Origin of the sequence: Anaerocolumna xylanovorans DSM 12503, assembly GCF_900143645.1 — a bacterium.
In the GTDB taxonomy this organism is placed as follows: Bacteria; Bacillota; Clostridia; order Lachnospirales; family Lachnospiraceae; genus Anaerocolumna; species Anaerocolumna xylanovorans.
On record NZ_FRFD01000009.1, the window covers coordinates 284,731 to 301,338 of the forward strand.

Annotated in this window: 18 protein-coding genes and 1 tRNA gene; 7 read left to right on the plus strand and 12 right to left on the minus strand. The window is 36.5% G+C overall.

The window, feature by feature from the left end:
- Positions 1–80: 80 nt before the first annotated feature.
- A complete protein-coding gene (locus tag BUF11_RS16250) occupies positions 81–446 on the minus strand; it encodes a RidA family protein (RefSeq protein WP_073589901.1) in 366 nt (121 codons plus the stop codon).
- Between the two features lie 420 nt (positions 447–866).
- Between BUF11_RS16250 and BUF11_RS24440 the strand changes: the two genes are divergently transcribed.
- Genes BUF11_RS24440 through BUF11_RS16255 form a run of 3 tightly spaced genes read left to right on the plus strand, consistent with a single transcriptional unit; the run spans position 867 to position 1,971 of the window.
- Positions 867–1,025, plus strand: coding sequence for a hypothetical protein (locus BUF11_RS24440; RefSeq protein ID WP_175562084.1), 159 nt, complete (start codon positions 867–869; stop codon positions 1,023–1,025).
- Between the two features lie 2 nt (positions 1,026–1,027).
- Positions 1,028–1,183, plus strand: a complete 156-nt coding sequence (locus BUF11_RS24445; RefSeq protein ID WP_175562085.1) for a hypothetical protein — start codon at positions 1,028–1,030, stop codon at positions 1,181–1,183.
- A 20-nt stretch (positions 1,184–1,203) separates the two neighbouring features.
- Positions 1,204–1,971: a hypothetical protein gene (locus tag BUF11_RS16255; protein ID WP_073589902.1), complete on the plus strand. Its 768-nt coding sequence runs from the start codon at positions 1,204–1,206 to the stop codon at positions 1,969–1,971.
- A gap of 137 nt (positions 1,972–2,108) precedes the next feature.
- Here the strand turns inward: BUF11_RS16255 and BUF11_RS16260 are convergent, their stop codons facing one another.
- Complete coding sequence (locus BUF11_RS16260; protein ID WP_073589903.1) at positions 2,109–2,564, minus strand: GNAT family N-acetyltransferase; 456 nt, start codon at positions 2,562–2,564, stop codon at positions 2,109–2,111.
- 519 nt (positions 2,565–3,083) lie between these two features.
- Between BUF11_RS16260 and BUF11_RS16265 the strand changes: the two genes are divergently transcribed.
- Both BUF11_RS16265 and BUF11_RS16270 read left to right on the plus strand, forming a co-directional pair.
- Positions 3,084–4,322, plus strand: a complete 1,239-nt coding sequence (locus BUF11_RS16265) for a plasmid recombination protein (protein ID WP_073589904.1) — start codon at positions 3,084–3,086, stop codon at positions 4,320–4,322.
- A 102-nt stretch (positions 4,323–4,424) separates the two neighbouring features.
- Entirely contained in the window at positions 4,425–5,657 is a 1,233-nt protein-coding gene (locus BUF11_RS16270) for a tyrosine-type recombinase/integrase (protein WP_073589905.1), read from the plus strand.
- A gap of 62 nt (positions 5,658–5,719) precedes the next feature.
- Here the strand turns inward: BUF11_RS16270 and BUF11_RS16275 are convergent.
- The 3 genes from BUF11_RS16275 to BUF11_RS16285 form a co-directional block, all read right to left on the minus strand.
- A tRNA-Gly gene (locus BUF11_RS16275) sits at positions 5,720–5,791 on the minus strand.
- A gap of 96 nt (positions 5,792–5,887) precedes the next feature.
- Complete coding sequence (locus BUF11_RS16280; protein ID WP_175562086.1) at positions 5,888–6,259, minus strand: hypothetical protein; 372 nt, start codon at positions 6,257–6,259, stop codon at positions 5,888–5,890.
- Positions 6,260–6,818: 559 nt separating this feature from the next.
- Positions 6,819–8,033: an EAL and HDOD domain-containing protein gene (locus tag BUF11_RS16285; protein WP_073589907.1), complete on the minus strand. Its 1,215-nt coding sequence runs from the start codon at positions 8,031–8,033 to the stop codon at positions 6,819–6,821.
- Between the two features lie 228 nt (positions 8,034–8,261).
- Here BUF11_RS16285 and BUF11_RS16290 point away from each other — a divergent pair, with 228 nt between their 5' ends.
- Together BUF11_RS16290 and BUF11_RS16295 are read left to right on the plus strand one after the other, a co-directional pair.
- Positions 8,262–10,373 (plus strand): helix-turn-helix domain-containing protein, encoded by a 2,112-nt coding sequence (locus BUF11_RS16290; RefSeq protein ID WP_073589908.1) that lies wholly within the window; start codon positions 8,262–8,264, stop codon positions 10,371–10,373.
- A gap of 480 nt (positions 10,374–10,853) precedes the next feature.
- Positions 10,854–11,609 (plus strand): class I SAM-dependent methyltransferase, encoded by a 756-nt coding sequence (locus BUF11_RS16295; RefSeq protein ID WP_073589909.1) that lies wholly within the window; start codon positions 10,854–10,856, stop codon positions 11,607–11,609.
- A gap of 125 nt (positions 11,610–11,734) precedes the next feature.
- Here BUF11_RS16295 and BUF11_RS16300 read toward each other — a convergent pair whose 3' ends face one another.
- The 7 genes from BUF11_RS16300 to BUF11_RS16330 form a co-directional block, all read right to left on the minus strand.
- Positions 11,735–12,166, minus strand: coding sequence for a DUF6442 family protein (locus BUF11_RS16300; RefSeq protein ID WP_073589910.1), 432 nt, complete (start codon positions 12,164–12,166; stop codon positions 11,735–11,737).
- Entirely contained in the window at positions 12,163–12,366 is a 204-nt protein-coding gene (locus BUF11_RS16305) for a helix-turn-helix transcriptional regulator (RefSeq protein ID WP_073589911.1), read from the minus strand. Before BUF11_RS16305 ends, BUF11_RS16300 begins: the two co-directional genes overlap by 4 nt.
- Positions 12,367–12,470: 104 nt before the next feature.
- Positions 12,471–13,259: a class I SAM-dependent methyltransferase gene (locus tag BUF11_RS16310; RefSeq protein ID WP_073589912.1), complete on the minus strand. Its 789-nt coding sequence runs from the start codon at positions 13,257–13,259 to the stop codon at positions 12,471–12,473.
- Between the two features lie 69 nt (positions 13,260–13,328).
- Positions 13,329–13,955: a DUF2812 domain-containing protein gene (locus BUF11_RS16315; protein WP_242952390.1), complete on the minus strand. Its 627-nt coding sequence runs from the start codon at positions 13,953–13,955 to the stop codon at positions 13,329–13,331.
- Positions 13,952–14,275: a PadR family transcriptional regulator gene (locus BUF11_RS16320; protein ID WP_073589913.1), complete on the minus strand. Its 324-nt coding sequence runs from the start codon at positions 14,273–14,275 to the stop codon at positions 13,952–13,954. Before BUF11_RS16320 ends, BUF11_RS16315 begins: the two co-directional genes overlap by 4 nt.
- 259 nt (positions 14,276–14,534) lie before the next feature.
- On the minus strand, positions 14,535–14,990 hold the full coding sequence (locus tag BUF11_RS16325; RefSeq protein WP_073589914.1) for a hypothetical protein: 456 nt from the start codon (positions 14,988–14,990) through the stop codon (positions 14,535–14,537).
- Between the two features lie 75 nt (positions 14,991–15,065).
- A complete protein-coding gene (locus BUF11_RS16330) occupies positions 15,066–16,574 on the minus strand; it encodes a methyl-accepting chemotaxis protein (RefSeq protein ID WP_073589915.1) in 1,509 nt (502 codons plus the stop codon).
- Positions 16,575–16,608 lie beyond the last annotated feature (34 nt).

The following is a 16,608-nucleotide window of genomic DNA, read 5'->3' on the forward strand; positions in this document are numbered from 1 at the left end:
TACATTATGCTATTCAAAAAATATAAGCTCTTAACTAAAACACTTTTGTTTCAAATTTCACAAATTGTATATACTGCTGATTATCCCTTAAAAGCTATTGCATCTATTTGTATTTGAAGACCATCTACACCACCTTTATTCGCAAATTCGGTGGAAATAGTTTTCCTTGCCGGATAGTTGCCATTAAAGCGTTGCTTAAATACCTTCTCCATAATTGGGATATTCCACGGGTCCTTCATCATCACGTCCACTTTTACAATCGATTCCAAGGATAAACCGACCATTTCTAAGCGGCGGCACATATCGTCAATTGCACCGTTCACCTGCGCTTCAATGGATTGTCCAACATTTCCTTCACAGAAAGAGAGAAAAACAAAATTACCTGCTTCAACAATGCCGGAGTACGCCCATTCCTCATTTACTTCATGCCTTATAATTTTTGACATAGCAATCTCCATAATATAAATAATCCTCGTGGTTAACTTCTAAATTAATAGTTCGTTTTTGCAGTATTTGTAAAGTAAATAAAAATTTATTTTATTATACATTTCTAAATATAGGAAGTCAACTGATTATACAAAGTGTATATCTACATATACCGTAAAGAGTACCCTTTTCAATACAGACACATGTTTTGTTTTCATAAGGCAATATCTGTTATCAGATAAAGCGTTATAGCCGGTAAACCGGCTGTCTGGACGAAGAAAAGAAGAAGGAACGAAGTTCCTCCGACTCAGGACGTATCTGTATAGAGAAATATATCTGACAAACCACTGTATTTGAGATTGTAGACCATTAAAAGCCGCTCCGTTGATAATGGTTAGGCTGGATACCCTTTGACTGTATCCGTAGGAGTAATAATCACTATGCCCTGTGATTTAAATAAATTGGGCGTGCTCAGCTTAAACAAAAATACAATTGAAATTATGGTGGTTATAGCGAAAGTAAAAGTACTTCCGCATGGTAAGTTTGTGCCCAAAGCACAACTTTGTCAGGCGCAATTAGCTTGCGCAGAAAAGAGGTAAATATGGCTCGAAACAGAGAAAAACATGAATCACTGGTTCATCGGGTAGAGATGAAACTGAAATCCAAGTTAGCAATCGGTCAACCAAGAAATGATGACAAGAACGCTGACAGCACGAAGCGGACCGAAAAAAAGAAACCGGTTCCCGGGAAAAATTGACCTATGAGGAAAGTATCACCATGCATAAAATCTATACATGGGGAACCTTCAAGGATTATCTAAAGCATGCATGCTATTTCGTGAAATGGTGCAAGGAACATTATGGCTGCCGGACGCTGGATGAATGCAGGCAGTATGCAGATGAATGGCTGACTACAAGATTGGTGCTTTCTCCACATACTCAGAAATTGGAAGCATGTGCCTTAGCAAAAGTTTATGATTGTACATCAGAGAATTTTATAAAGACCGGCATACGCCATAGGGCAGGTATCACCAGAAGCAGGAAGGCGGCAAAGCGTGATAAAAATTTCTCTGTAACAAAGAATAAGAAGTTCATAGAATTCTGCAAGGCAACCGGATTACGTAAGAAGGAACTAAAACATCTAAGGAGAACGCAGCTAATAATGAAGAATGGGTTATATTACATAGCCGTCACCAGAGGGGCAAAGGGCGTCAGATACCGTGAAGCTCTCATCATATCAAACGTTGAAGCGGTTGTGAAACGTATGGAGGAAGCCGGAAGCAGAAAAGTGTGGTCATATGTTTCTGATATGGACGTGCATTCTTTCCGTAGCGAATATTGCACAGAAGTCTACAATATGTTAGCTAGACCGCTTGAGAAAATACCAAAGAATGAACGTTACCATTGCCGGTGTGACTTGAAAGGTGTCTGTTATGATAAAAGAGCCATGCTGATTGCTAGCCGGTTCCTTGGACATAACAGAATCAATATTTTACTAGCTTTCCCGCCATTCTTAGACAAGCGCGAGACGGGATTCGAACCATAATCCTATGCTACAAATACTGAAAAGAAAGGGGTTCCATCCACTTCTGATTTATGTGCACATAATAGTGCACATATTTTTATATATCAAATATGGAAAAATAGATTTGCTTAATTAGCAACCTCGTTGACAATTTGAATTTATCGTTCTATTAAAAAATGAACTTCTTTTACATTTCCATTCATCTCAGTGCCATCTATTTTAAATCCGCATTTCTTAGTGTAAAAAGCAATGTTTTCTTCTTTGTCTGCAGGTGTTACTAATGTTACTTTATTCCAGTCTGAATAAAAATCCAACATAAATTTAAAGGCTTGTGTACCAATTCCCTTACCTTGAAATTCTGGAATTACACAGAGACATCCGAGATAATATTCTCCATTTCCCTTATCTGCAACTGAAATAGCTCCAATAGGATTGTCATCATTATAAATAATGAATTTGGGGAAATTTTCTATGGATTCTTCCATATTTGCTCTTGTCCTACCATAAGCAGGGCATTCTCCATACTTAATATAATCATCATAGAATGATGCGTTATAGATTTTGATTATCAAGTCTGCATCATCTTTTTTGGCTTTAATATATTTTAAATTCATAATACTCCCTTCCCATCTAAAACTCCCTATTTTAAACATCATTATAACATATAAATATAATAAGTAAATAAATTTACCAGTAATAAGTGTATACCAATTATCAATATGAACTTCCTACACTTTCTTAAATTGTGTATGCTTTCTCCAAATTTGAAGAAATGTAATTCTATTTTCGTATAAAAATAGGCAGTCAAATGAATTTAATAAAACACTTATCTATATATTTTATACTGGAATATCAACAATATCGTAGAATGTATAATCGTAACAACGAAGCTCCATGCTGCACATGGATCCTTCGTTGTTTTGATGTAAGGATGATGCAAAAGCGTCGCAGACCCCTCGGAGAGCGAGCAGGGCAGTTGCAGTTTAACTGCCCTAGTGAGTTAATTCAGATAATCTGAATGGTAAGAGCTGAAAATCATATTCTGAAAAAATGGAAAAAAATGCTCCTTTTTAAATTTGCCTGTCATTTTAATTAATGAAACAGATTAACAAATTTTTAAGGAGTAAAAATTTATGGCAAATGTTTGCATTGTAAGACATCAGGGTCACATAAAATCCAAGATGCATTTTCCCTATCAACACAATTTTAGAAAGCTGAAAAATTACGGAAACAAAAACATTGACGCATCGCTTTCTCATCTTAACACCAACATAGTTAATAATCTGAAAGATGGAGAAACCTATCTCACTGCTTTCAATCGCATGTATGAAAGCGGAGAATTCAAAGGGCAGCTAAAAGTGCAAGGTGCAGTGGATAAGCAAACAAAGTTTTTGGATGAATTTCTGGTGTATCCACCGAATGAGAAAATATCAGAAATGAGTCTTGAAGAACAAGATATATTCTTTAAGAAAGTATTGCAGACACTTCAGAAGTACTTTCCAGATATGATTATCTTATCAGCACAGGTACACCGAGATGAGGTGTTTCATCCTCTGGATGAGGAAATGAAGGCTCTCTTTCCCGAAGGGAAAGTAACACCTCATATGCATGTAATTGCAATACCAATAGTCCATGATAAAAAGAAGGATTGTAAGAAAGTCTCCATAACAGAACTATGGAAAGGACAATTCAGTTATCGCAAATTTCAGGATTATATGTATAATGCGGTCGGCAAAAAATATGGCTTTGACCGAGGAGAAATGCATGATTTTGGCGAAGCCCAAAAGCATTTGGAAGTAGAAGAATTCAAATTAAAAGAAGCAAAAAAGTCACTGAAAAAGCTGGAACCAGAAATCATTAAGAAAGAACAGGAACTTGCTGAAAGGGCAAAAGATATAGAACCGGAAGAACAAATTAATCTTTTTAATATTAAAGATGTTATAAAGCAACAAAAAGCCGTCAACTATGCGCTGAAGATAGAACGAGAAAAGAACTCTCTTCTTCAGAAAGAAAAAGAAAGCCTAAATCAAACGGTAAAAGATAAGGATGAATTAATTCTTGCCCAAAACCAAGAAATTCAAAATCAACAGAAAAAACTCTCTGAAATAAAGAAAGAGTTATCCTTGGAGAAGGATAAAACCAATGACATTCTGAATATCAAGGTATCAGATGAGCGCCTGCGTCAGGTTTATCTTGATGAATCAAGACAGAAAATCAAATTGTATGACATCATTGTAAGAATTATTAAAGACTTCTTGCCGGAATTGATAAAGGCATCTCCTAAATTCATTCGTGAATTATTGGATTACAAGATTCTCCACAAAGAAGATTTACATAGGGAACGCGAAAACAATCGCCATAAAGGCGGATAAAGTAACTATTAACAATGATAAGGCAGAATTAAAATCTGACACTCTGAATCAAAGAATATTTATAACAAACAGAAGCCTTTTTTCTGAAAGAAGGGTTTCGTTATGTTAAATTTTGATAAAATGTTGCAAGAAGCAATTAGTCGTGATATCCTAACCGTATCAGAAGTGGATGATATGTTGAAGATGACACGTAAAAAATTAGTAGAACAAAAGCATCCATATGCAATTAATAGCCGTACCAATGGCAGAGTAATTACAACAGTAAGGGAGGATGGCAAGCTTAAGCAGATATCCGCAGTAACCATGGAGGATATGCTTGATAAACTGTATCTGTTTTACTTTGAGAATAAGAAGAAATTGACCTTAAATGAATTGTTCCCAGAATGGAAAGCAGAACGACTTAATGACAAGAGCCTTAATATTAAAACCGTCAGACGGGATAATGAGCATTGGAATAAGTATTACAAAGACCATTCCATCATTTATGTACCGATTTCAAAGCTAACCACCAAGATGCTGAATGATTTCTTTAATGCTACCATTACCAAATTTAATCTCTCTAACAGAGAGTATAACAACATGAAAAGCATAATGATTGCGCTGATGCGGATTGCTATCGATGAAGAGATTATTATGGAAAATCCAATGAATGGAATCTATATCAAAGCAAAATTCCGTGCTGTCAGAAAGAAGAGTGATGGTTCCAAGCTATATTTGAATGATGAATTCAATGCTTTAGATACCCATCTTGAAGAGAAAAGCACGTTAGAAGCATTGTGCATTCAGCTTATATTCCAACTTGGTGTCCGTATCGGAGAAGGCGTAGCACTTAAATTCTCTGATATAGAGTATGGAAAGATAGCAATTCAAAGGATGGAAGAAAAGGTACTTGTCTTTGACGGAGAGAATTTTAAGAGTGCCGGTGTCCAGATAGTGGAGCATCTTAAGAAGGAAAATGACTCGGAATACCGTTTTATTTCTCTTACTGACGTAGCAAAGGATATCATAAGAAAAGCTAAAGAACTTAATCCCGAAGGTGAATTTATCTTTGAAAGAAATGGGGAGCAATTAATTGCAAGAGCAGTAACCTATTGGCTTAGTAAGTATTGCAGAGATGCAGGAATTACATACAAAAGTCCTCATTGCACAAGAAGGACAACTGCAAGTCGCTTGAGTACGGAAGGAATGCCCTTGGATAAGATAAGGGATATTCTTGGACAGGTCGATGAAAGGACTACTCTAAGCTATATTTACAATCCCAATACCGAACAAGAGAACTTGGACATTATGAACAAAGCTCTGAATAGTAGCAATAAAAAGAACAAGAAAAACTAGTGCACATATGGTGCATATATCATGCGCAACAAAAAATCCCTTGAAAATCAAGGGATTTCGTAAGCGCGAGACGGGATTCGAACCCGCGACCCTCGCCTTGGCAAGGCGATACTCCACCACTGAGCCACTCGCGCATATTTGTAATTTCAACCTATGGCATTTATTACACCATCTGGCGAACACAAACAATATTATAGTACAAGCCTAGCTCCATGTCAATATCTTTTTTATTATCGTTCAAGAAATCTTGTTCTTATAGTAGGATTAGGCTTTTCTCCTACCTGATACTCATCAACCTTCATGGCATTTCTCATTTCATTGGTCATCGTATCCGCACATTCACGGCAAAAGCGCCCATATTTTATACTGCCGCCGCACACTTCACAATTAATAAAAATAGGAGACTCATCTGATATAATCAGCCGCCCATCTTTTAAATAATTCTTTATTCTAATGACTCTAACACCTGTCTCCTTAGACACTTCCATGATTGTTGCAAGAGGATGGTCATATATATAATTCTTTACCGCCTGGAATTCTTCTTCGTCCTCTTTTTTACAACTATCACAGATACATTTTCCTATCCCTGAATAAAAAAACATATTCCCGCATCTTAAGCAGCTCTGTAATCCGCCATTTTTCTCCATGCGACAATTTCCCTGACCTTTCATCCGCCTTAGCGGGACAATCATGCTTTTATCTTTTGACATATTCTGCATGTACTTTGTATTATATTAGCATATAAGCAATCTAATGTAAACGGTTAAACTCTAAAAAGTGGCATTTTATTTCATATTTATAGTTTAATTGATACCATATATAAAAGTTTCCAATAGGATATAGTCAAGCAAATATCACCTCATATTCCAAGCCTCCCATTACATATGCAAATATAATTAAAAATTCAAAAAATTTTATTTATTGTGAATATTTTTTTCTCCTATTGCATTGTGTTGAATTTTGTATTATATTATTAACAAATATAAAAATATTTAGGAAAGTTCAATCTGATGCATGTCCCCTCACTTGTGTCGATTGCTTTCAATAAAGTACATTTTGTTTCCCCTCATTAATTTAAAACACCTCTTTAAGTGTAAACCACTTTTAAGAGGTGTTTTAAATTCTGCGATACCATATTCCAGATATCTTCTACCTCACCTGTTACTTATCCTTAAGTGTCCTTTGCCACTTTATAGCCTCAAAATACAATGCCATATATCTCTCTGCCGGTACCCCGGGATAAATGGAATCTAACAATAGCTGCTCCCAATTTGCCTGTTCAAGTGCAAGAACGGTATCCAGATACCATCTAAACTGATTCTTCTTTCCAAGCAGCGCCTCTCTTACATCCATGGACAGAGGAAGTCCTATTAATGCCTTATCCATGCTGGTATTCATAAGTACATCAATGGAGGAAAACATCCCCCCGATAAAATAATCAGATTCATCCTTTATTTGCAGCTCCTTAGCCAATAAAGACAGCATCTTTCCTCTGACTATTGAGTTTTTGACCAGCTCTGCGTTATCTATACATTGTACTCCTCTTAACATCATCAGGTATATCCAACGCTTGATTTCATCGAATCCCATGAATAGAAGGCCTTGTTTAATACTTTTTATCTGATATCTTGCTCCATAATATACCGAGTTTGACATCTTTAGGAATTTGTAAGAAAGTCCGACATCCTGCTGTATGATTTCTGCAATTTTATCATAGTCTATCGGTTCAATATTAAGAACATTCATAATACGGACCAGATTAACATTTAAAGCCCCAATATCCTTTAGATTTTCCATAACCGGCTTGCTGAAATAGTATCCTTGAAAGAGTTTAAATCCCATATTCATGGCACGCTGATGCTCTTCTCTGGTTTCCACCTTTTCCGCCAAAAATGTTATTCTTCTGCCAAACTTATCAATAATTTTCTGTATTCCGTCGCCTTTAATAGCGGGAAATTCAACCTTAATGATGTCTGCCATTTCAATGAGCGGCAAATAATCTTTCGTATACTGTTCAAGAACAAAGTCATCCAGGGCCAGGATATACCCTTTTTCCTTTAGCTTTTTACAGGCCTCTATCACCTTTTCATTTGGCTCTACCCGCTCCAATATTTCTATCACTACCTGGTCTTTTGGAAGCATATAAGCCAACTCACCCAGAATAAGATTCTGCGAGAAATTGATAAAGCCTCTTGTCTGCTCTATAAGCTCCTGAAACCCGAATACCGAAAAGGAATCATTTATCAATGTAGTTGTTGCCTGATCATCATCTGCTCCCTCAAAATAGTTATTATTACTCTGTCTGTAAAGGAGTTCATATCCATATACCTTCATTTTACGATTGAAGATTGGTTGTCGCGCAATATATACGTCCATAAACCCTCCTATTGTAATTTAATATTTTTTATTTCAAGTAACTGGTCAGAACATCCATATCCTTCCATGAAAACCTTTTTTAATCATGTTGTTATAATAATTATATACCAATATAAGATTGTTGTGGATAAAAAATTGTGAAATTAGAAAAAATAGCAGGAAAATTTTATAACTATGTTGATTCTTGTAATATTTTGTATTATATTTTTACCAAAAGGAGGAATTAATTTGCAGGAAGCCAGTATTTATATAAAACGGATTATGGATACCTTCTATAAGGTTACAGAAACCGGTTCTTACTTTTATGACCCCCGGTTGAATTTGATTTCATCTCATCCTGAACCTCTTTCCCTGTACGAGTTTTCCTGCTTAGGGCTTAACAAGTTATTGTCTTTCCTTGCTGAAACTTTTTCAGATGTTGTCCACGACAATAAATATTTTGCTTTTTTCTTACACAATAATATTATTTGCCATGTAGTATTCTTAATACGAGACAATAAATATCTTGGTGCTATAGTCACAGAACCTATACTGGTTAACCAAGTATCGGAAATCGACCTTAATGCTTTTGTGTCCTGCGCTCATGTTCCTAATCAGAACAAAGAAAACATTCATAAAATTTTGTCAAAAAAGAAAAGTTTTGCTTATGATAAAGTTATGTCTTATGGAACTGTCCTATATTCCATTTGCTCGATATTCTTCAAAGAAAATACAGCTCTTCAAATATTAAAAAGCTATCCTGATACAGCAAGCAGCACTATAAAACCACCGTCCGCTGCCACCCACCTTTTGAATATAAAGGGACTGGAACGGCATATTCCTTCCTCTACCTATCTTAGCATTAAAAGTGCCATAAAGGAAGGAGACACCAAGAAAATCACTTATATCTTAAATCAGCAAAGTGCAGCTGATACCCCAATGTATCAATTGCATAAAACAGATCATATCAGAAGCATTAAAAACAATTTTATTAAGCTGTGTTCCATGGCCTCCTATATTGCTGTGGATGCGGGTGCACCATATATTCAAACCCTGGATATGGCTGATGACATGATTCTTAGGATGGAATCTGCCGAAAATATAACAGACCTTTTTGAAATGATGAAAAATGTCCTGGTTGAATTTGCAAAAGCAGTTTCTGACAGCAAAAAAAGCATCTACTCCCAGCCTGTAAGAAAAATATTGGATTACCTTTATAATCATTACAGCGAAAAAATAACATTAAAGGATTTATCCAACATAACCAGGCTAAGCACTTATTACATATCAAACCTGATAAAATCGGAAACCGGCCTTTCCCTTAACGATAACATAAATAAGATTCGAATTGAACAAAGCCAGAAAATACTTCTGGAAAAAAGCATTAATATCTTAGAGGTCGCACAAAATGTAGGCTTTCATTATCAGAATCATTTTGCTGCTGTATTTAAAAAATACACCGGATTCACGCCTTCTGATTACCGAAACGTACATGGTATAAATCATTCCGGTACACAAGCACAGGTTCAAACAACAAACAATACTCTTATTTCCATGGCACTCCAGCAAATCAGGTCAAGACTTACCCACTTTGAGGGATTTTATGATGCCGCCCGGGTCGTTGACCCCGTTGAACATACATCCTGGCTTATATTCGGAAATGACATGCCCAATACCAAATTAATCTGCTATAGTTTCTGGACCAGAAATGAAGCCTGTCAGAATTGTATTTCCATGCGTGCTTATATGCAAAATGATACTTTTTTTAAATTAGAACACAAAAACGAGCAGACCTACCTGGTTCTTGCTTTCCCTGAATATATCGGAAAAGCAGTTTATATTACAGAAATCCTAAAAGACATCTCTAATCAGTCTGTCATCAATATCGACCAGAGCTTTTCTGTTAACAACACAGACAGATTCAAAGATGCTAACACCGGGTTTTATACCAGATACTATATTGATAAGCAGCTGCCTCTGGAAATCCAAACAGCCAAGGCTGATAATATGCCCCTGACATTAATCGCCGCTGCTTTTACCTTGCCGGAACAATATACTGATACACATGAGTTCCCAGCTTTTCTGATAGATTCCATCCAGTCCTTCCTGCCTTCTCCAAACGACTGGATTGGTCATTATGCCGGTAATATGCTTCTATTCGTACTGCATGCAGAAGAACACCAGGGAGAGTTATCCCGTAATTTGGAGAGCAGCTTTACCGATAAGCTGAATTCACTTGGATATACTGATATTTTTATCCATATTGCAGAACAAAGCCTTAACCTGGAAATTCTTGAGGTTGGCGAATTTCTTTATTTGTTATTTGCTAAATTATATGGGAAAGCACAATCTGATACATGACCCCCCTCGTCTGTATCGATTGCTTTCAATAGATATTTTGTTTCCCCTAATATTTTAAAACACCTCCTGAAATGCGTCTCATCCGTTATTACAGACGCAGCAGGGGGTGTTTTAAAGTATGCATTGCATTTTTTAATTTCTTATTTGGGCAGTTTCGTGTAGATTGCAAGCAATTTACTGGCAAACTTGCGAAATGCATGGGGCTTAATATGCCGAAAATCTTTCGTTTGTACTGGCAAAATCAAACACTGTATTATATAATTATACTGTGCTTTAAGCAAATCAGTCTGACCCTGAACTTACAGGGCAGTATAAAGGGGTGAACACCTTATGTGGAAAATGCGAGATAACTACTCGGTGCAGTTTAAGGCTTATTCATAAGCCGTCTGGCAGCATATTGCATCGAGGAAAATTATATAGTGAAATGTTATCAGAACTGCACCGGTTTCCTTATAAATAAATTACAAGGAGAAGTGCATTATGAATGATTTAGAATTAATGGAGTATTTATTAAAAGAAGAACAACACGCCTTTCAGGGATGGGATTTTACCTATCTTGACAGCAGATGGGAAAGTGAAATGCTTTCCTGGGATTACACATCTATTATAAATAAATATAGGAAACCTACGGACATTCTTCTCGATATGGGAACGGGCGGCGGTGAGTTTATCCTATACTTAGGCCATCCATATCCTTTGATTTCTGTTACAGAAGGCTATCAGCCCAATCTGCGCTTATGCAGGGAACGCTTAGAGCCTTTGGGTATAACGGTAAGATACGTAGGTGAGAATGACAAATTAGATTATCCGGACGAGCAGTTTGATTTAGTGATTAACAGGCACGAATCCTTTGATGCCTCTGAAGTTTACCGGGTACTTAAGCCTGGCGGGTATTTTATAACGCAGCAGGTGGGCGGGCAAAACGACAGAGAGCTGGTTGAAAAATTGCTTGGACAGATTCCTCTGCCATTTCCTCACCATGATTTACAGCATAATGTCGAGCTGTTACAGGGCCACTGCTTTACAGTTCTTGAGCAAATGGAAGAAATGCCGCTGATGAAATTATTTGACCTTGGTGCCGTAGTTTATTTTGCTAAGCAAATAGTATGGGAATTTCCAGATTTCTCTGCCCGCAAATATTTTGATCAAATAAAAGCCTTAGAAAAAGAAAGAAAGCAGAAAGGCTATATATCCAACAGAGAACACAGATTTTTAATTGTTGCACGAAAGAATTAATTTCCAGGTAACATCTCCTATTTAATGCGGGGTAAACTCTTCCCTGTAAGTTTAGCACAGCTTATTTCTCCATGTCTAACTTACAGGGAGCGCTCCCCTGCATTGTACCTGTGCTGATATTTATCTCACATTTCCTTCTCGTATTTGGATCGATAATAAATACTGTATCCAATGACAAATAAATAAGCAATGACCAGCAGTAAAACGGCAGTTATATCTATCTGCATTAATGCAAATGAAAGCATTAATGCCCCAAAAACAAATATCATCATGTCATAAGCTTTGGCTTTCGCCCGGTTTCCAATTGCAATATTACGTTCATCCGTCTTCTCAATTTCAATTTGCTTTGCAGCGTCAGGATTATTCTTTAATGCTCTGAAGTTTATGATATTTCCCATACCATGGCCGAATCCCCCGCATCCAATGCCGATAAAAATATATGGCAGAGCGCGCATAACCCCCTGAGGATCGGATAAAGTCTTTATCCAGAATAGCCCTGCTCCAAGCAATAATAAGCCTGCTCCGGATATATAATAATTGATTCTATGATTTTTCATTGTATCTCCTCCTCATAGATAAAAATTTCTTCAATACTCATGTTAAAGTAACGGGCAATTTTAAATGCTAAGATAATGGATGGATTATACCTGCCGTTTTCAAGAGAGCCGATTGTTTGTCTCGACACTTCAAGCACTGCTGCTAAATCTTCCTGCTTAATTCCTTTGCTTTTCCGTATTTCTTCAAGACGATTTTTCAAGAGGAGCCTCCTTTCTATGTAAAGTTCACTTTCCATAAGAGTACTATAATACTTTCCTTTCCAAATGTCAAGTATGCTTTCCATAGAGGTTTTGTTTTATACAATTACTGCTTTCTGCAAATCAGCATTGCATGGTTCGCTAAACCGGTGCAATATTCACTGGCTACAATCAAATCCGAAAGATGAAACCATACTTTTCGCTGTTCCTCACTTAAATTTGCTATTACATCATCTGAAAGCAGAAAGTCCAGTCCTGCCAAGCGTTCATAAGTAAGTCCTGCCTTCATAGACTCTGCAATCATTTCCTCCGGCATTGTATAGAAGAAAATATCCGGATTTATATCATCAATGCCCTGAGTCAGTACATAATCATCAATCTTAGATGTTAATATTTTGTCCCATCCGAATACAGGTGCAAATTTCGCAATAACTCCCGCCTTATTGATAAATGCAATTGCTACAGTACCACCCGGTTTGCAGATTCTCTCACATTCTGCCATACATTTTGAACGGCCTTCCGGGTTCAAATGGTACATGGGACCAAGGCACAATACAACATCAAAACTGTTATCTTCTATGCTGCATAAATCAGTTGCATCTCCAACCTCTGCTTTTACATTATCGTACCCCTTTTCTTTTATCAGTTCTTTAAATACCTGAATATTTGCAGGAGATAAATCAACGCCTGTATATTCCTGGCAAGAAGCCGCAAAATACATTCCGTAGTATCCTCCGCCGCATCCAATTTCAAGAACCCGCTTGTCTCTTGCTATATATCCTTTCAGTATTTTCTTGGTATTTATAAACTCCATCCCATACGTTCCAGCTTCTGCTGCACGGTTAATTTCATTTCCTGATGCATATGCGTTGATTATTTTTTCTTTATTTTCCACAGGCCTCTTCCTCCAATACTTTATCTGCAACTTTAAAAATAGATTTTTTCAATGATAACACCTGCTGATTTACTCTTTTGCTTTTGCTGCCTTAACAAAATGGCAGATTTCTTTTTGATAGAAAATAACAGGAATTAGAAACAGAATTCCAATTAGGCCGAAAATGATTACCTCTTTTGAAAAAGTCTGGTTACTGATATATTGCCAAAGAGATAATGCAACGAACAGTATTACACTCGTCAACCATGCATTTCTTATTGGTTTATAATAAGCAGCGATATCTGTATTTGTTGTATGCAATTCAAAGGGACGCCCGTCATTTTTCTTTTTAACAATAAACAATTCTTTATTATAGCTTCCGGGATTGGCAGAAATTTGTCCAGTACCGCTCCCATAAGGTCTCCAAACCATCTTGTATCTGGAAAAATTCAGATTTATATTTTTATAAAACACGGTATAGCCCATTTCTTCAAGGAAATCACGGTATTCTCTTTCTTTTTTATAAGATTGATTTGCAACAAACTCCACAGAATATTGATATTGATCCGGTTGACATTCCTCAAATTCATAAGAAATCTTACTTGTTTTAACCAGATGATATCCTTTATGTGCCATTTCATTTAACCATCTTTCCTGTGTACTTAACCGTCCGCCAAAAAAGCGGTAATATTTTTTCATTTTTATATTTTCTTTCAACCTTTACCCCCAATAATTCTTGAAGCTGTTACAGTTAAGCTTTTTAATCTTATCAATTCAGCTTCTGCGATTTTTTTTCCTGTTTCAGTTATCAGATACTCTTTTTTGCGCCCGGTCCCAGCATCGGCATGGCAGATCCATCCTTTTTCCAGCAGAACATTTAGCGCACCATACAAAGAACCAGCTCCTATATTCAAGCGCCCCTGGGTCTCTTTCTCCACGAACTGCATTATGCCATACCCATGTCTTGCTTCATATAAGGCCAGCAAAATGAAGAATGTAACTTCTGTCAGAGCCCCTCCTTTTGTATTATCTCTCACGCACTCTCTCCTTCTACTATTACGTTTACTGTAATAAATATATCACTAACCGTAATATAATTCAAGTTTATTACAGGTAAAATATTTTAAACTCAAAGATATCTATTTATATCTTTATGATATATAAGTCATAAAATGATGCTCTCATTCTTAATTGAGAACAAAAACCTGCCAGCTATTTTTCATAGCTGGCAGGTTTTTAAAAGGTATCTTTGTGCCGGCACCGCTAATCCTCAAAACAGCTCCGGCTTATATGAATTTAATGAGCTCGTAAATCATCATTCCATATTGAATCCAGATCTGCATTGTAAAATGAATACATCACATAGTGATTTTCGGTATTATTAATTTTCTCCAGTTTCTTCTTAATGTTATTGCAGGAACTCCCGAAATCGTATCCCTCTATAAAATCATTAAAGGAATCATTATTTACGGCAACAAGAAATATGCCTTCTTCGTGTTTATTCTCCCATTTCAAAGGTTCCTTTGAGTGGATTAATAATGCTGAAAAATATTGCATTCCATTCCCGTTTCCTACTAATTTCCCGCATTCACTATCTTTTGCTAATACTTCATAATCTGCGTTTAATTTAACATGTTTTAATTTATTGGTATATTTATCAAGAATAATATTATTCCCAATTGGAACAAATAACACCGCGAATGGTAAGAGAATCAATAAAACAATACCTATATACTTTAATATTTTTTTCATGATAATTCGTCTCCACAAATCATAGTTTATCTGTCTGTTATATGAATCATCTGTTTTTATATAAACAAAATATCACTAATTCTCCAGGTATTTATCAAACCGCTCTGTTGTGTGAAGCACTTCTTTCAGGTATTCCTTCGTACTTTCCGCATTTTGAAGATTTTTTTCACTAATTGCTGATACTTCTTCGGAGCCTGCCGTGATTTCTTCCGTTGTGGCTGACAACTGACTGATGTTGTCAACAATCTGATTATTCGCTTCTGCCAGCTCTGACAGCATCTTATCAATTTCTTCAATATGTCCGGATAATGTACTTACATCTTCATTTATCTTTTCAAAACTTTGCGATGCTGTTGTGATAAGGCTTCCCTGATTTTCTGCAGATACAATAGACTCCTTTACATTACCAGTGGCTTCTGCTGCATTCTGGTTCAATTCGTCAATTATCCTCTTTATATTCTCGGTAGAATTTCTGGTCTGTTCTGCCAGGTGCCTGATTTCCTCTGCTACAACAGCAAATCCCTTTCCTGCTTCTCCTGCTCTGGCGCTCTCTATCGAAGCATTCAATGCCAGTAAATTGGTTTGGCTGGATATGCTGAAAATGATACCTGCTATATCCTGGACTTCTTTCATCTTATCCTGCAGCTTCTCCATAGAATTAACTACTGCTGCATTTGCTGATGCAATGTACGCTGACTGCTCTTTTAAGTTCCCCATTATCTGCAGCCCACTACCAATAGCCTCGGATGAGTTGTCAGCAATCACTACCATCTTTTCAGAATATTGTACCGTTTGATTGATAGATTGCTGGATTGTCTGTGTCATAACGGTCTGTTCCTGAATGTTACTGGCGGTAGTCTGCGTACTGGCAGAAATCTCTCCAATGGCAGTGTTGACAATTTGAGTGGATTCACCTAAACTTTGCACTATTTGGTTACTTTGAGAGGCAGCATTTTTAACAATCCTGGCAATCTCTAGTATATCACTTAACATTTCTTCCTGCATTTCCTGTTGATCCTTAACAGCATGCAGGGAATCATGAGAAAACCGGTGTCCAATATCCGTACATTTATATATGGTGTTAAGTGTCAATAAGATAATAATCAGCTCCAGGATATTCTGCAGCATATTATCGGATTTTGACATAACTAATAAAACCGAATAAATGATATTAATAACAGCATTCCAAATACAGAAGATTTTTACTAATTTGGTATCATAAAATAAAATTACTGCAACTAGTACAGGTATCGCACTAATTCTGACAAAACTGCTTCCATTACTAAAAAGAAAAATAGAGTAGATAATCATGTAACTGGTTAAGCTTCCCCATCCCAATATATTACTGGTTGCTTTTTTCATAAAAGTGAAGGCATTGATGCCCGTTGCAAGACAGCACAAAACAATAAGAATGACAGCCAATATAAAAGGAATTTCCTTTGACAGGCAATTCCCAACCAGAACCCCTATATATAATGCATATAAAATTGTAGTTCCCAGAAATATAAACTTATTAATAACTTTGTTTCTTTCCTTTTTCTCATTAAACTTCCTGACTTTTTCCCCTTGATTAATAGCGTCCATAACCTCTTTTAACGTCTCCTTTTCCCTCATAATT

Bases quoted from the DNA above. Each gene is read 5' to 3' on its own strand.
- BUF11_RS16250 (WP_073589901.1), bottom strand. From the start codon at position 446: ATGTCAAAAATTATAAGGCATGAAGTAAATGAGGAATGGGCGTACTCC.
- BUF11_RS24440 (WP_175562084.1), top strand. From the start codon at position 867: ATGCCCTGTGATTTAAATAAATTGGGCGTGCTCAGCTTAAACAAAAAT.
- BUF11_RS24445 (WP_175562085.1), top strand. From the start codon at position 1,028: ATGGCTCGAAACAGAGAAAAACATGAATCACTGGTTCATCGGGTAGAG.
- BUF11_RS16255 (WP_073589902.1), top strand. From the start codon at position 1,204: ATGCATAAAATCTATACATGGGGAACCTTCAAGGATTATCTAAAGCAT.
- BUF11_RS16260 (WP_073589903.1), bottom strand. From the start codon at position 2,564: ATGAATTTAAAATATATTAAAGCCAAAAAAGATGATGCAGACTTGATA.
- BUF11_RS16265 (WP_073589904.1), top strand. From the start codon at position 3,084: ATGGCAAATGTTTGCATTGTAAGACATCAGGGTCACATAAAATCCAAG.
- BUF11_RS16270 (WP_073589905.1), top strand. From the start codon at position 4,425: ATGTTAAATTTTGATAAAATGTTGCAAGAAGCAATTAGTCGTGATATC.
- BUF11_RS16280 (WP_175562086.1), bottom strand. From the start codon at position 6,259: ATGTTTTTTTATTCAGGGATAGGAAAATGTATCTGTGATAGTTGTAAA.
- BUF11_RS16285 (WP_073589907.1), bottom strand. From the start codon at position 8,033: ATGGACGTATATATTGCGCGACAACCAATCTTCAATCGTAAAATGAAG.
- BUF11_RS16295 (WP_073589909.1), top strand. From the start codon at position 10,854: ATGAATGATTTAGAATTAATGGAGTATTTATTAAAAGAAGAACAACAC.
- BUF11_RS16300 (WP_073589910.1), bottom strand. From the start codon at position 12,166: ATGAAAAATCATAGAATCAATTATTATATATCCGGAGCAGGCTTATTA.
- BUF11_RS16325 (WP_073589914.1), bottom strand. From the start codon at position 14,990: ATGAAAAAAATATTAAAGTATATAGGTATTGTTTTATTGATTCTCTTA.
- BUF11_RS16330 (WP_073589915.1), bottom strand. From the start codon at position 16,574: ATGGACGCTATTAATCAAGGGGAAAAAGTCAGGAAGTTTAATGAGAAA.